The 16384-nt window shown below is 69.3% G+C and carries 3 protein-coding genes and 2 pseudogenes; 4 read left to right on the forward strand and 1 reads right to left on the reverse strand.

What is annotated here, in order from left to right; genetic code table 11:
- Positions 1-33 precede the first annotated feature (33 nt).
- Positions 34-1037 (forward strand): annotated as a pseudogene (locus ACIOC0_RS31900) (IS5 family transposase).
- 29 nt (positions 1038-1066) lie between these two features.
- Here ACIOC0_RS31900 and ACIOC0_RS31905 read toward each other — a convergent pair.
- A pseudogene (locus ACIOC0_RS31905) lies at positions 1067-1402 on the reverse strand (transposase); the annotation flags it as partial.
- Between the two features lie 709 nt (positions 1403-2111).
- Between ACIOC0_RS31905 and ACIOC0_RS31910 the strand changes: the two are divergent.
- The 3 genes from ACIOC0_RS31910 (at position 2112) to ACIOC0_RS31920 (ending at position 16196) form a co-directional block, all read left to right on the forward strand.
- Complete coding sequence (locus ACIOC0_RS31910) at positions 2112-7790, forward strand: DEAD/DEAH box helicase (RefSeq protein WP_402159220.1); 5679 nt, start codon at positions 2112-2114, stop codon at positions 7788-7790.
- A gap of 5 nt (positions 7791-7795) precedes the next feature.
- Positions 7796-10117 carry a hypothetical protein gene (locus ACIOC0_RS31915; RefSeq protein WP_402159343.1) on the forward strand — a complete coding sequence of 774 codons (2322 nt, stop codon included), beginning with the start codon at positions 7796-7798 and terminating at the stop codon, positions 10115-10117.
- 106 nt (positions 10118-10223) lie between these two features.
- A complete protein-coding gene (locus ACIOC0_RS31920) occupies positions 10224-16196 on the forward strand; it encodes a hypothetical protein (RefSeq protein ID WP_402159221.1) in 5973 nt (1990 codons plus the stop codon).
- Positions 16197-16384: the final 188 nt, after the last annotated feature.

Consider the following 16384-nt stretch of genomic DNA (forward strand, 5'->3'; position numbering starts at 1 on the left):
CGCGGCAGGGTGTGGACCGGTAGACCTTTCTGGGTGACGCGAGTGCAACTGACGGATGCGGAGTGGGAGTTGATCGAGCCGTACCTGCCGATCGGCGAGTACGGCCCGTACCCCGAGCGGCTGCGGCAGCAGTTCGAGGGCGTGATCTGGCGGTTCAAGACGGGCGGGCAGTGGCGGGAGATGCCGGCGGAGTTCGGCGCCTGGTCGACCGTCCACAACCGCTTCCGGCAGTGGCGTGACGCCGGCGTCTTCGAGGCCCTGATGGAGGGCCTGATCGCGGAAGCCGCGAAGCGGGGCGAGGTGGACCTGTCTTTGGTCAGCATCGACTCCACCACCGCCCGGGCCCACCACGACGCTGCCGGGATGCACATGGCCGAAGACGTCCTCACCGCTCTGGAGAAGGCTGCCGCCGAGACGGAGAAGGCCAGGTCAAAAGGGGCGACTGCGACGAACAAACCGGGCAGGAGGCCGAAGTCGATCCCGAGCGGGAAGAGCGGCGGCGTATCCGACGCCGGCGCAAACTCCGGCTGAAGGCCGCCCTGCTCGGACGTTCCAGGGGCGGGCAGACCAGCAAGATCCATGTCGCCGGCGGCCGCAAGTGCCGCCCGCTGGCGCTCATCCTGACCGCCGGCCAGGCCGCCGACAGCCCCCAGTTCATCCCCGTGCTGGGGAAGGTGTGGGTGCGCGGGCCCATCGGCCGTCCCCGCACCCTGCCCGGCGCAGTCGCCGGGGACAAGGCGTACTCGTCCCGCGGCAACCGCGCCCACCTGCGCAAACGCCATATCAAGGCGGTCATCCCGGAGAAGAAGGACCAGGCCGCCAACCGGAAGAAGAAAGGCTCCAGAGGCGGCCGGCCTGTCAGTCACGACGCCGATCTTTACAAGGAGCGGAACACCGTCGAGCGGCTGATCAACAAGCTGAAGGCATGGCGAGGCATCGCTACGCGGTACGACAAGACACCCGCGAGCTACCTCGCCGGCCTTCACCTCCGCGCCTCGATGATCTGGCTCAGAGAACTCACCCGGACCGCCCGATGATCACAACCGCATACGCTCCCTAGGTCCGCTTTTGGGCCGCGCCGGGCCGCCCTGACGTGGGAAGAGTCGATCACCGCCCGCGACCAGTCCAGCTTCTTCGCGGCCCGCAGCTTCTTCAGCAGCACCAGGTGCAGCGCGTCCCACACACCGGCCTCGTTCCACGCGGCCAGACGCCGCCAGCAGGTCATACCGGAGCCGAAGCCCAGCTCCTGGGGCAGGTACTCCCACTGGATGCCGGTATGCAGCACGAACAGGATCCCGCACAGCGCCTGCCGGTCCGGGATCCGCGGTCTGCCCTCGACCAGTTTCGGACCCGGCGCGGGCAACAACGGCTCGATGAGCGACCAGAGTTCGTCCGAGACGATCCACGGCCGCGACTCCCTTTTCCCCACGGCACGACCAACGAGCAACCACGCCGACAGTCACATGATCAACAACTTCTGTTAGGACCTCTTATGCGCCGCCCATCTCTCTGCTCGGAAGGCTTGATGCGTGGTTCGGCAGCTCGCCCATGAATGAGCTCCTTCTTCAGGGACTGAGGCTCTCCGGGCTGACCCGCTGTGCTCGCATCCACGGCAGTACGGCCCCGTGGCGGCTGAACTCCGTCACGCTGTCCCCATGCCCGTCAGCTCCCGAAATATTTCCGCGGAAGGTCCGTAACCGTGCGAATCAAACTATGATGTAGGCCACGTCACGGGTCTCCAGGGGAGGGAGAGCCGACGGAGCGGCGCGGTCGTGCATGGGCCGGAGCCGTATGCAAGGGGGGTATGCGTGCCCGAAGGGCAGACGGTTTCTGCGGCGTCGCGGAAGGTTGCAGAGCTGGTCCGCGCCTTCTCGTCCGGCATTTCTGAGCGTGAACTGCTCGTCGAGGCCAAGAGACAGTTCGGCGCACTGCCGGAGCAGCGGCTGGTCAAGTTGGTCGCCGAGGCAGTCCGCGGAGGTTTGCTGATCGCTTCGGGGGGCCTTCTCCTACCTGCTGCTCCGCAGGCATCGGCGCCGTCGGCACAGGTGACGTCTGAACGGCACAGGCCAGGCGCCGGGTCCGCTGTTGCCGCGCGCTCAGACGAGAGATCCGTGCTGCGGGCTGTCGCGCTCGACGTCGAAAGCGCGGTACGGACGACGGTGACCGCTCCCTACGTGGAGCGGCACGTCTACGAGGTGGCGGCGGTCAGGTTCGGCGCCGATCGGCAGTGGGTCGCTGCGGCCCCCCGCTGGGGGCGTTACCTCAGGTTCCCTGGGGACACTGCGGAGTTGCGTGACGGCAGAGTCCGGAACGCCGTACTCGGCCAGGGGCTACCGCCGCAACAGGCGTGGACGGAGCTGAGCGACTTCCTGTCGGATGCCGATGTCGTGGTCGCCTACAACGGCACGACACTGGACTTCCCCGTCGTCAGTGAGGCGGCGAAGGAGGCCGGAACCCGCGATCCGCTGTCCGTCGTGCGCCCTGTCGATGGCCTGTACCTCGCGCACGCCGTTTGGCCGACAGCCCCGTCCCACCGACTTCAGGACCTCGCGCTGCAGCTCGACGTCTCCCGTTCGGACCTCCGCGCCCACACTGCGGACGGCGACGCGGTACTGCTGGTACGCCTCCTGGAGCGGGCCGCCGCGGAGTTCGCAGGCAGGACGGCCGAACTGCGCGATCTCATCGCCGACGTCTGCCCCGACTCCGACGCCTGGCGGCTGCTGCGGGAACTGGCCGAGGGCGAGGACGCCAACGATCGAGAGCCGCAGGTGTGGGAGCAGGCGCACGTGGCCCGCCTGTTGGGTGCCGAGTGTGAACAGCACACGCCGCGTCGAACCCCTGGCGGAAGGGCACCGGGCAAGGGCGCCGTGGACGTGCCGGACGTCTTGCGGGGCGCCGGCGGACGGGTCGAGCCGACCGCTCTCGCCCGGGTCGTGCACGGCTCCCGCGTTGAACCCCGGCCCGCCCAGCAGGAGATGACGGCGACACTGCACGACTGGACCGACCGCGGTGTCGGCGGCCTACTGGAAGCGCCCACCGGCACCGGAAAGAGCTATGCGGTACTTGCCGCCGCGTTGGACTGGCTCGCCGGTGGCGACAGTCGTACCGCTGTCATCGCCACGTACACCAAACAGTTGCAGAGCCAGATGGCGAAGGACATCCAGGACCTGGAGCGTGCCCTGCCGGGCATCCTTGGGGTCGCCGACCTGGTCAAGGGAAAGTCCAACCGGCTCTCCCTCGCAGCCCTGACGAAGACCCTCGCCGAGGCCACGCGTCGGCGAGGCTCCGCGGGCACCGCCCGCGCCCGCTTCTCCCAGCGGAGCCGGTTCCGTGAACTCGCCGTCTTCCTCGCACTGCGCCTGCTCGCGGCCAAGGAGCCCCCGCAGTCCTGGACGGCCAGATCGGTCGACCCGGTGGACCTGCCCGCCTTCTTCGCCGACTACACCGGGCGCGGCCTGCCGCTCTGGCTGGAGTCGCTGTCCCAGCGCGACGGCGACTACGGACCCGCCGCAGGCAACCCGCTCACCGTGCACACCGACACCGTCCGGGAGTCGATCGACAGCCACCGCCTCATCCTCGCCAACCACGCGCTCGTCCTTTCCCACCTGGACGACCTGCGTGCCGTCGGACCCGAGGTGCTCCTCGTGATCGACGAGGCGCACGAGCTGGAGAACGCCGCCACATCCGCGCTGACCGTGACCGCCGACTACCAGGACCTGGAAGCTTTGCTGTCGGAGTACCAGGCATGGATCGCGGACGTTCACCCGGGCACAGCTAAGGAGCAGGCCGCCGCAGCGATTGCCGAACTCGAACGGCTGCTCGACGATGAACGCCTTCCGCGGCTGGCGGCGCAGGCCTTCGACGCCCAGGCCAAGGGCGTGGGCGTACGCATCGGCAGCCGGTCGACCACGCTCGCCAGCCCCTACGCCGGCACCTCCGGCACCCGGCACACCCGGCGGCTGTCGCTGGTGCTGGAGAGCATCGCCAAGGCGCTCGTGTCCTGTCGCATGACGCTGGAGCGGTACGTGGTCCAGCACGCTACCGGAATCGATCCCCTGGTACGCGAGCGCCTGACCGCGCTCGCGGAGCACACCGACTCCCTCACCACGGCCCTCGACCGGATCACGGCCGACATCCGTGCCTTTCTCGACCCCGCCCTCACCCTGGACGAGGCTCTCCCTTCCCGCGTCGCACATCTGGAGGAAGTGGACGAACCCAGGGCGGAGCTGCGGTCCTACCGCTTCCGTGTCGCCACCAGTCCCGTCGATCTGCCCGCAGACCCGGAGTGGCGGCGCTACCTGGAGTCCTTCGGCCGTGTCCACTACGTCTCCGCGACCCTGCGTGTCGCCGGGGAATGGGATTTCATGCGGACCCGACTCGGGTTGCCCGACGATCTGCCGACGCTGGCCCTGCCCTCCCCGTTCGCCCTGCGCAGTCAGGCAGAGGTCGTCTGCTTCTCTGACTTCCCCTCCTGGGCGGAGCAGGAGGAGGGCGCCTTGCGGACCGTCGCCCACCAGGTCGCCGGGTTCGCCACCGAAATAACGCGGGTACGCGCCGACGGCAACGGCTTCGACGGCGGCGGCATGATCCTCACGACCGCCCGCTCGACCGCCGCGGGCATCGGCTTCCACCTCGTACGGGAGTTGCGCTCCCGCGCCCTCGACGCCCCGGTCGTCGAGGCGCTCACTCTCGGCAACGGCCGGGCCTATCAGGCTTTCACCGACCGCCGGGACGGTGGAGGGTTTCTCGTCGGCACGAAGGGGCTCTGGCAGGGGGTCGACGTCTCCGACGCCGAGCGGCTGCGTGTGGTGTGGATCAACAAACTGCCCTTCGCACCGTTCGCCGCTCCGATCGTGGAGGCCCGGCGCGCGGCGGTCGCCGCACGGGCCGAACAGGCCGGCCACTCCGATCCGGAAGGTGCCGCCACCGAGCACTACTACCTGCCGCTCGCCGCGCTCCAACTGCGTCAGGCGGTGGGTCGGCTCATCCGTTCCGACCACCACCGCGGCGTCGTCGTCATCAGCGACCGCAAACTCTCGGGAGCAAGCAGCCTGCGCCGCTCCTACCGGCGTGCCTTCCTCGGCAGCCTTGACGACGGACTTCAGCGCCCCGACCCGGAAACCGGCGACATCGGCGGCGGCAACGTCGCAACCATGGCTGAAGGATGGCGTCGCATCTGGGAGTTCATGGCGGCCCACCACCTCCTGGATCCCGCCCGGGCCGCGGAGCTGTGTACCGACGAAGCCCTCGAACGACAGACCCTCCTGCCGCACACCAGGCGCATCCGCGAACTGGCGCTGACGACCGAGGAGACTCGGAAGTTGCGGGAACAGGGGCTGCTCGTGGAGGAGATCAAGGACCGCTGCGCCCGCATCGGAGGACTGCTGCGGCTCGTCGACGAACCCGTGGCCCTTAAGCCGGCCCAGCAGGCCGTCGTTGCCGCCGTGGCCGAGGGACGCAACGTACTCGGACTGCTTCCCACAGGCTTCGGCAAGAGCTTCACCTTCCAGCTGCCCGCCCTGGTCCTGCCCGGCGTCACCGTGGTCGTCAGTCCGCTCGTCGCTCTCATGCACGACCAAGCCCTCGAACTGAACCGGTCCATCGGTGGCGCGGTCCGCGCGCTCATCTCCCCGCTGCGCGAGTCCAGCAGCAGGGCCGGTAAGACGGAAGTGACGGACCAGCTCCTCGGTCGAGCCGACCACGGTATCCGCCTGGTCTACGTCAGCCCGGAACGCCTGTGCCAGCGGCGCTTCCGGGAGACCGTCCGCGCGGCCGCGGCGGCGGGCCGGGTGACCCGGATCGCCGTGGACGAGGCACATACCCTCCCGCAATGGGAGGACTTCCGGCCCAGCATGCGCCGGGTCAGCAGGTTCCTGGACGAGCTGCGCCGGGACCACGGGGTGGCGGTCACCGCGGTGACCGCCACCGCCAACAGGGCCGTCCACGAGGCGCTGCGCGAAGGACTGTTCGGTCTGCCCGCCGAGGTCCCGGAGCCCGCTTCGGCCGAGGCGACCGCCGAAGCAGAGCATCCCGAAGTCGTCGGCGGGCTCCTGACGGTGCGCGAGAACCCGATCAGGCCCGAACTCGCCGTCTTCCGCCGCTCCCTCGACCGGCTCGGACAGGGAGGCGTGGCGGGGCTGGTCGAGCGCGTCGTCGATGCGCTCGACGGTCACGCCATCCTCTACTGCCTCACCGTCAAGGAGGTCAACACCCTCTACACCCACCTGCGCGAATACGTGGGTGACGGCGGCGTCCGCGTGCTGCGGTTCCACGGCCGTCTGACGGAGGCTGAGAAGGCCGCCGTCATGACGGAGTTCCGGGAGGCGCCCCGGGAAGGCGACGACGGCTTCATCCCGGTCGTGGTGGTGGCTACCTCCGCGTTCGGGCTCGGTGTCAACCGGCCCGACGTACGCACCGTGATGTGCGTGTCGCCGCCTACCGACCTGGCCGCGCTCTACCAGCAGTTGGGTCGGGCGGGGCGGGACGGCGCGGGCCGGGGCACGGCCGGCGACGGCCCCGTCAACAGCGGTCTGGCCCTCGCGACAAGCCGGGGTCTGCGTATGGTCCGTTTCATGACGGGCCAGGAACTGCCCCCGTCGCTTCTCCGGCGCATGGGCCGGCTTGTCCTCGCCCAGCGGGACGGCACGCTCGATCCGGTGCGGCTGGCCGACCTGCTCATGGCCGAGGACGCCGCGAGCGGTGCGCTGAGCGAGGCCGAGCTGGACGACCGACACATCCAGGAGCGCTACCAGGGCGGCATCATGCGGGCGTTCAGCGCGCTAGCCGACCTCGGCGCTGTCGAGGACCTCGGCGATCACCCGCCGTTCTGCGCGGTCAAACCCGGCGACCTCCGACCGGTCGGCCGCGGCGCAGGACAGACGCCGACGACTGCAGCGGAGCGCGACGAGGAAGCGGTCGGGCTCGTGCCGCTTGAGCAGATTGTCATCGACACCGCCCTGTCCTGGGACACCCCACGACAGGTCGACGTCCGAGCTCTCGACCGGGAACTCGCCGCCCGATACCCCGACTACCGCTCGGTCGCCGATGGACCGTCGGCGACCTGGGAACTGCTCGCCGACCTCCACGACCGTGGGCTCCTGGACGTCTCCGCGGCACCCAGCCGCCGCCTGGTCACCGGTCTGACCATCCGCACGGGCACCCTGCCCGACGGCTTCCTCCCGCTGCTCGGCGGACGCGGCCGCCGAGCAGCCGAGGAACTGGCCAGGCTCCGGCACTTCTTCGACGCGAGCACGGTCTGCGCCCAACGGGTCTTCGCCGATTACTTCGGCGTCAGCGACCTGCCCGAAGGATGTTGCACGACGGCCCGCTGCCGCTGCTCGGCCTGCTGGGACACCGGCTGGTGGCCCGTGGAGGAGCGGCGCCCTGCCGTTGCCCAGGCCTTCGACAGCCCGCGCCCTCGCGAAGGAGGCAGTGCCGACACCTCACTGCGCAATCAGCGCGTCGACCTCCAGATCCACCGGCTGCTGCAGCTCCAGCCGCAGGGCGCACACCCGCGCCGACTCTGGCACGCACTGCGAGGCGACGAATCCTCCTACAACCCGCGGAATCGACAGATGATCCCCCTGCCGAAGGCGATCCGGGAAAGCCGCCACTTCGGCGGTCGGGCCGATCTGCCCTATGCGGCAGTAGGCGCGAGCCTCACACGGCTGGCCGCAGCCGGAGCCGCAGTCGAGGGTCCGGACAACCTCTGGCGAGCCGTCCGCCCGGTCCGACACGCGAGATCCCGCCGGGTGGGAAGCGGATCCGAACGGAAGGACGGCTGGGCGTGACCACGATGATCAGCACTGGACCGGACATCTGGCGGCCGTTCGACGGCGAGCCTGTGCTCACTCCCGCCATGACCGGCGGACACCGCAGCACACCGGACGAGGAAATAGAACGGTTGCGTTGCTATCTGGAGGCGGTAGTGGCCGACCGCGTGTGTCCGGTGCACACCGCGGTCGCCTTCAACGCGGCCTATTTCGGCTACGAACTCGGTGGTGAAGGCCATGGCAACGGACCCTTCGACCTGGACGCGTTCCCCTCCCTGACGCTGGGCGACGAAGTACCGGCCCTGCCCGTCGGGGCACTCGTGCGCATCGAAACCGGATCCGACCCGCTGTACGCGGAGATCGTCTACAAGGAGGGCCGCCACCCCGGCGTCGAAGAGGGTGCCGACGTACCCGCGTGGGTGTCCGGGGCACCGGCCGGTGACCGAGGACCGGGCGAACCATCGGAGGCACCGCACCCAGTGCGCCGGGAGCTGCTGGTCCCTGATCTCACGGCCTTCGGCTCCGCGCTGCAGCTCGACGAGGTGAAGTTGCAGCGGTTCCGGGCCCGTCAGAAGTGGCTCAACAAGGACGGCCACGTCGTCGTCGACGCCCGCTACGGCTCGGCGCCGCAGGCCGCGCTCGACGACTGCACCGCCTTCGTGCAGCACCTGCTGACCCACCAGCGGGAAGCACTGGTGAGCCCCCTCGTTCCCGTGTCCGTCGCCCACCTGGCCGGAAGTGGCACGGAGGAGCGGGTGAAGAACGCCCTCAGCGGACTGCTGGACACCATCGATCACGCCTTGCGCACCAGCGACAACCTGCGCAGCTGGGGTCACTACGCACTGACCCGTACCCGCATCGGGGCCGCCCTGGGCCAGGACGGGCCACTGGGCGGCGACGACCTGAGAGCCCTTGTCGGCTCCCTAGAACGCAGTGCGTCCCCTGCCACCCGCCGACGGCACGGCCTGAATGGTTCCCGCACCGTGTACACAGCGATCGGGCCGTGGCTGCGCGGCGTCGACGGTGCCGAACCACTGCTGAACGGAGTGGAATACGCGGTCTCGGTGTGCCGCGCCAACCTGGCGGTCGCGGACTTCGTCCGGGGAGACACGGACAACGGCATACGCGCCGGGAGCGACGTACGGATCACCCTCGACGACGATTTCCAGAACGGTGGCATCTGGCGGTCCCACTACCCGGGCTCGGAGGAGGCGGACGACAGTGATCCGCTGCGCCCAGCGGGGCGCGGCTGGCATGACACGGTGCATCCACCCGCGCCGCCCCGGCCTGTCACGGTGTCGCACGTACAGTGCGTCCCCCAAGAGGAGCAGCCTGAGGACAAACCGTACGTCGATGCCGAACCCGCGGACACCCCGCTCGTGGACGGTGACCGGATCGGTCCGCCGAACTACCTGAGGATGAACGACAGCGAGATCTGCTGGCAGACCCCGCTGCGTCTCGCCCACCTCATGGAGGACCGACTCCCGTTGAGCGCCAGGGCCCGGGACGGGTTGGCATATCTCGGCACGGATGTGCGGGTACGCCTGGAGCTCAGCCACCCCGGCGGCAAGCTCGACGTGTCCGAGGAAGTCCAGGAGGTGCTTCTGCATCTCACCGGGGAGACCGGCATGCTCCGGAACGTCCAGTGGCCCATCGACTTCTTCCCCGGGCTGTGTCTGTACATCCAGTGGCCGCGCGGCGGCACCGTCTTCCGGGTGCACACCGTCGAACTGGAACACCCCGTCGACATCCACGGGCAGCTCATTGCGCACCGCTACGATCCGGGAGTGCTCACCCGGGAAGGAGCGCCTGGCAGTGACCGGGACGGTGACTCGTCCGCCGGCCTCGACACCCGGCGTCTCGTCCTGCGTGCCGTGCGGCGCTTCGGCCGCCTCACGCCCGACGGACATGCCCTTCTCGACCGGGCCGCCCTCCCTCGAGGCGTCTACGGCACAACTCCCGCCCCCCACCAAGCCACCGCACTGGAGCAGGCCGTGGACGAGCTCCTCGCTGAAGACCACCTGTACCCGGCCATCGGCAGCCGCGGTGCGGACGGCGAGCCCCACCATCCTGCCCGCGACGGCGAGCCGCCCATCGCCCTGATCGGTTACGCGCCGAACCCCGTGGTGGTGCCACGGCCGGGCTCGGGCGCCGGCGCGCCGCCGCAGGTCCACGGTGTCGCGCACTACGTCCACGGCTTTCTGCGGAGGCTGCCTGCGGGCTCGAATCCGACGGATGCCCAGCGCGCTGCCTACCGCCAGCACTGCCGCCACGTCGGAAAGGCGGACGGCTGGGAACTGCCGCCCGGCTACACCTTCGTCACGGAACACTCCCGCCGGCGCTGATCCGCGCCAGCCGGATCGGCCGGGCATGCGCTCGCCACACGCCACACCCCCCGCATCCACATCACAGGAAACAAGAGATCGGGACTGAATGACCGTCAGCTATCCCGTGGTTGCCAAACCACCGCACTCCCCGCACGGCACACCGGTTGGACTGCTCAGGGAACTCGCCGCAACGCTCGACGGGCTCGGCCAGGTCTTGGACGCTGCCCTCGGCGCCCTCACGGTCGGCGAGACGGAACTCGCGCTGAACTCCCTTGGCCCCAGGGATCGTCAGGCCATCATGAGGGGCCTCGGCTTCCGCAAGGTCGAGCCGCGGCGATTCGGGCGCGTGCTCAGTGAGCAGGTGCTCAAGCGGTTGCAGCGGATGGAGCCGACTCACCACAGGCATGCCGCGTCCCATCTCACCGCCCGGATCATGAACGACATCGATCACGTGGTCGCTGAGCGCGGGGCCGCCGACATGAGCCCCGGTCTCGTAGACCGCTGGGGTACCTGCCTGCTCCGTTTGGCGCTCTTTTCCCACCTTCAGGCTTCGGCGCACGACGCCCGACTGCTCGTATGGGCCGCAGAACACGACTGGTTCGGTATGGAGGCGGACGAGGCGGCACTGGCCGCCGTACTCAAGGCCGCCCAGCAGGTGATCGACGTGACTCCCGGGTGTGACCACGTCACCGCGCTGGACGAGGATGCGGCGGTTCAGGAAACTCAGCCGACCGCTGCTGTCCCGGTTCCCCGGCGGCCCGGTCACCTCTCGGTTCCGGACCTGGCCGAGTCCTCGGCGCAGCAGGGAGTGCAGCCCCCTGGCGAGGGGTGCTCCCTGGACGACCTGGCCTCCGTCGAGGAGAAGCTCAAGCACGTCGTCGAGCAGGCACGAGGCGCCGCCGACCGCGTGAGCGCCGCACTGCTCGACGGGTGCCCGCCCGCCGACACGGATCTGGCGCCGCTTGCCACCGTCGCCCCGGCGTTCTCCCGCGCGCGGGGCGTACTCTCCGCACTCGGCGTCACCGGGGTCACCGACCGCCTCACCGATGTCCTGAGGGCGATCGACGAGGTTCGTGCACGCGTCGAACGGATGGAGAGGAACGCCGAGGCCCGTCACGTGGTGGAGACGGTGACGGCTCTAGGCTGCTCTCCGGGCAGTGCGGTAGCCGCGGTGATCGCGGACGCCAGGCTGAGGGCGGAGTCACTGCTCGCGAAGCAGGAGTGGGACGAACAGGACGACGCGTACGCACACGTTCTCACGCTGCTGGTGCGCCTCGCCGGCATGAAGGACCGGTTGGACGCACAGCAGGAGATCATCGAACTCCAACAGCAGCTGTCGGTCGCACACCCGCCGTACGCTGTGGCCGCCGTCCTGTACCACCAGATTTCGCTGACCGAGGACAGGCCCACCACCCACGACACGGCCGCCGCCCCGCAGGGCGAGGACTCCGCCGAGGTTCCCGAGGCGCCGGCACTGGTCACATCCTCGGAGGCGGCCACCGCCGCACAGGCTGACATCGGCGCGCCTGAGACCCAGGACCACAGCACTGCCGATTCCGTCCCGGCCGCGCGACCTCCCCGGTCCGCCGACCCCGACCAGCAGCAGCCGGCGGCGGAACGGCGGGTCGCGGCCGACCCCGCGGTGACCGCTGCCGTCGACAACACCACCACGGGTACCGCCGACCACACGGGAGCGAGGGACATTGAATTCGTCCTCGCCCGGCTGATCGCCGAGAAGCGCTTCGGGCTTGCCGCCCACCTTTCGCAGGCCGCCGACCGCCCGGACACCGAGTCCACGGTCCTGCGCCTGGCCGCCGTGGCGACACTGCTGCACTCCAGGACCAGGCGAGCGGCTCAGGTCATCGAGGAGGCATTGCACGAGTGGGAAGCCCGTAAGGAGAGCGACAGCGACGCGCTGTCCTTGCTCCTGCTGCCCACGCTGGTCCGCGCGGCCCTCGTGACCGGTGCGCCCGTGGTCGGTGCGCAGTTGAGGGCGCTTGCCCCGCAACTGCCCGATGCCCTGCACGAAGTGGCCACCATGGTGGCAGAACGCGCACTGCAGGGAGCACTGCTCATCGCGCCGCCCCATGCCGTTGTCGCCGATGTTTCCCACACCGAGGGCGAACTGCGTGCGGCCGTGGATGCCTGCCAGGCTCTGCTTACCGTGCCTCGGTTGCGTTTCCAACGGGCCAGCGCCATGGTGCAGCGCTGGCTGGCGCCGACCGGTCTGCTCGGCAGCGTGCTCACCGCCATCGTGGCCGGGGCCCCGGACGCCGAGCACCTGGCCGACGAGCTGCTGGAGAAGCTCGCTCGCCGAGTTCAGGTCGAGGCCGCGATCGACGAGATGGACGCTGCGCTGCGCGGACCGGGCGGTCGTGGCATCCAGGGGTCGGGTCGCAACAACGTCCGCCACTGCCTGGAGCGCGTCCGGGATGCCGTACGGCAGTGGCGTGCGGTCAAGCGCGACCTGGAAGCAGGACGCGCGGAGGAGAACGTGTGGGCGTTCCAGTCCGTCGCATCCCTGCGCCTCTCCCTCCTCGGCCTGCGTGAACGGGTCGCCGACGACCTCACCGCGGCCGAACGCAGCTCCGCCGTGTTGGCGAAAGCCACCGCCTACGTGGCGCGGGACCTGTTCGCCGAGGTCTTCTACGGGCTGGATGCGAACAGTCGACCGGTCGAGACGGGAGCCGAACCGGACGTTCAGACGGTTTTGGACGTCGAGCTCCACAAGGCCGAACCGGCTGTGCCGGGCGAGAAGCCGACTTTGGACCGCTTGCTGAATGCAGTGGACCGTACCTGGGACGACGCGATTGAGCAGCAGCTCGCTCGTGACGAATTCGGTGTGATTCGCATCATCACGGACCTCGCGGACTTCGATGTCCTTCCTGCGGCCCACACCTTGTCGCTCTCGGAGGAGCGTCGCGCACACCTCGGCGCGTTCGAGAAGGAGCGCCGCGCGACGCTCGCCGAAAAGCAGCGGCAACTGGCCGCCCGGCTGCGCCGGTCCCAGGCTGACGAGGCACTCACCGTCGAACAGGACGTCAGCCTCCAGGAGCTGCTCGCGGACGCCCGAGCACACCTGGAGCACGACCGGCCGGGCGAGCTGGCCGCGGTCCGCCGCAACCTCGACCGAGTCGAGGAGTTGCTGCCCCGCTACCGCGAGGAAGCCGCTGACCGGCTGCGTGCCCGGCTGGCCGCGCTGACGGACGTGAGCGCGGAGGATCGCGAACGTGTCCTGCGCAATCTGGACACCGACAGCCTGGCCACCGCGGCTGAACTGGTCTACTTCCTCGAACTGGGCGAGCCGGTACCGGAGATCAGGTCCGAGGACTCGCATCTGGAAGCCTTCTTTCCCGCCGTGCCGGACTCGTTGCCGGGCGGTATCGACGCGGAGCTGATCGCGGCCGTCCGCGCCCGTGGCCGGTACGGCGACAACGTCGTGCTGGACTACGCAGGACTTTCGGAGGAGGAAGCCGAACGGGCGACCGCAGCTCTGGAGTTGTGGAGCACGCTCGCCGCGACCAAGGACCGTATCAACATCAATCCACGCGAGAGCCTCAATCCGGCTCTGGCCCTCCTCGGATACGAGGCCCGGCGCGCACGGCCTCTGGACGACCTACCGCGCGGCAAGGACTACCGGTTCTTCGAACTCGCACCCGTGCACGTCACCGGCCGTGCCTGGGCGCCCGCCTTCGGATCGCAGATCAAGGACCGTGGCGGCAAGCTCCGCGCCCTGTTGATCTGGGGCCGGCCCGCGGCCAAACTGCTCATCACCCGCGCTCTGCAGGACCCCGACGAGAGCAGTCTGCTGGTCGTCCACTTCGGGACACTGGACAGCAGGACCCGAAATGAGCTGGCCGCCGCCTCCCAGGACACAAAGCCGATCATGGTGGTGGACGACGCCGCGCTGGCCTACCTCATCGCGCACGGCAACCGGCGGGTGGACGCCACGACCGAGACGCTGTTGCCGTTCTCCGCGGTGAACCCGTACATCAAGGAGAAGCGGGGCCAGATCGGCCGGGAGATGTTCTACGGCCGGGACCGCGAACGCAAGAGCATCCACGACCCTGCGGGGACCCAAATCCTCTATGGCGGCCGGGGTCTCGGCAAGTCGGCCCTGCTCGCCGACGCGGGGGACCGTTTCGAGGAGCAGCGGCCGGGGTCCTACCGCAAGCTCTACCTCAACCTGGACAAGATCGGTATCGGCCGGGGCACCGCACTCGGTGCCGAAGCCATCTGGCCCACGCTGGACCAGGAGCTGATCAGGCAGGGAGTCCTGGAGGAGCCTCGACGCCGGGGCCCACGACAGGAGGCATGGCAGCGGGTCACCGACGGGATCGCCCGGTGGCTCGCTCAGGATCCCGACCGGCGGCTACTCATCCTCCTCGACGAGTGCGACCGCTTCTTCGAGGCAGACGTCCCCGAGTGCACGGAGACCCGCCGGCTGCGTGGTCTGGGCGAGGACTCGCGCGGGCGGGCCAAGGTGGTCTTCGCCGGTCTGCACTCGGTGCAGCGTTTCACCCGACTCGCCAGGAACGGCCCGTTCAGCCACTTGGCGCAGACCCCGACGGTCGTCGGACCGCTCGCTCCGCAGTTCGCCGCCGACCTGATCGTGCACCCGATGCGTGCGCTCGGCTTCGAGTTCGCCGACGTCGACCTCGTCAACCGGGTGCTCGGATTCTGCTCGTACCAGCCCTTCCTGCTGCAGATCTTCGGCAGCCGGATGGTGCAGGTCATGCAGGACAAGCGGGCGCGCGCACCACTCGCGCCGCCTCCGTACACCATCGAGGAGTCCGATGTCGACGCGGTGGAGCAGGACACCTCGCTGCGCTCGGACATCACCGCGGCCTTCAAGGACACCCTCGCCCTCGACGACCGCTACCACGTCATCGCCAATGTCCTTGCCCAGCATGCCCGGGACAACGGTCTGGAAACCCGGCTCAGTGACAGGGAGTTGCGGGAGGAATGTGCCGGCTGGTGGCCCCGCGGCTTCGAGTACCTGGACAGCGAGGGTTTCCGTGCTTATCTGCAGGAGATGGTCGGCCTCGGTGTCCTGGCGCCGAACAACGACGGGCGGGGCTGGCACCTGCGGGGGCCCAACGCGCTGCGCATGATCGGTACTGCCCAGGAGATCGAGGCACGGTTGCTGCGAGCGGAGACGGAGTCCCGGCTGGAGGAGACCGTTGTCCTGGAGAGCCGTCCGGACCTCTCTGACGGCAGGTCGGCCCCGCTCACCGTCAACCAGATCGATTACCTGCTGGGTGAATACGTCAACCAGGTCCGCGTCGTTCTCGGCACGCAGGGGACCGGCGTCGCGGATGTGGAACGGACTCTGCGTGAGGTGACCGGCAGGGTGGCGGGCTGGTCCGTGCCCGCGATCGGAAGTGCCAAGGCGTTCCGCAAGGAGCTCGCCGGCGGCCGCGCCAGCGAGCGGCGACTGCTCATCAGCGATCTCTCGCAGAGCAGTGAGAAGTCCTGCCGGGAGTCCTTCGACCTGGCCAGGGCCGTGCTGCCCGAGGCTGCCGAGGCGACCCGCTCGGTGGTCCTCGTGTCGGGTGTGGAGCAGCTCGGCTTCTGGTCTGGCCTACTCACCGGTCCCGACGCGGACCACGACACCGTCGTGGTGCTGCGCCGGCATGACCTGCTCAGCCTGAAGGACTGGACGCAACGCCACAGCCTGTGCGAGACGGAGGAACGACTGACGCGCCTGGCGGAGGCGACCGGTGGCTGGCCGTACCTGCTGGACAAGGCGCTGCAGCTGCGTGATCACCGACCGGACCAGGACCGAGTGCTGGCAGACCTGACGTCGTGGCTGGAGCAGGCCAGCGGCGCCGAACAGTTCGTCGACGCCGTGGGACTGCTGGAGAACGACACCCTCAAGGCCGCTTACGACGGGGTCGTTGAGCAGCTCGGTACCGACTGGCATGACGACGCCTACCTCGTCACCGCGGCCGAGATGGCCGGTCTCTCGTCCGGGGAGGCGCGTGGTGCCGTCGTCTGCCTGGAGGCCCTCCAGGTGTTCGACCGGGACGGGATGCGCCTGCGCGTGGAGCCGGTCCTCCATACGGCGCTGGGCGTACTTGAGGTCAAGGGCTGACCCACCGAGTGGGGCCGGGGCGCCCCTGGCCCCACTGAGATTCGACCAGCACACCCGCCTCCTGTCGGCGGCCACAATCGGAGTTTCGACACTCCTTTCCATCTCGTTGCCGAGCTTGCTTTGCCATGAGAAACCTTGGTGCTGATACCCGTGACGCATGCACCTGATGCGACGTCAGGCAAGTCAGC

The organism is Streptomyces sp. NPDC088254, assembly GCF_044740925.1.
GTDB lineage: Bacteria > Actinomycetota > Actinomycetes > Streptomycetales > Streptomycetaceae > Streptomyces.

Bases quoted from the DNA above. Each gene is read 5' to 3' on its own strand.
- ACIOC0_RS31915 (WP_402159343.1), top strand. From the start codon at position 7,796: ATGATCAGCACTGGACCGGACATCTGGCGGCCGTTCGACGGCGAGCCT.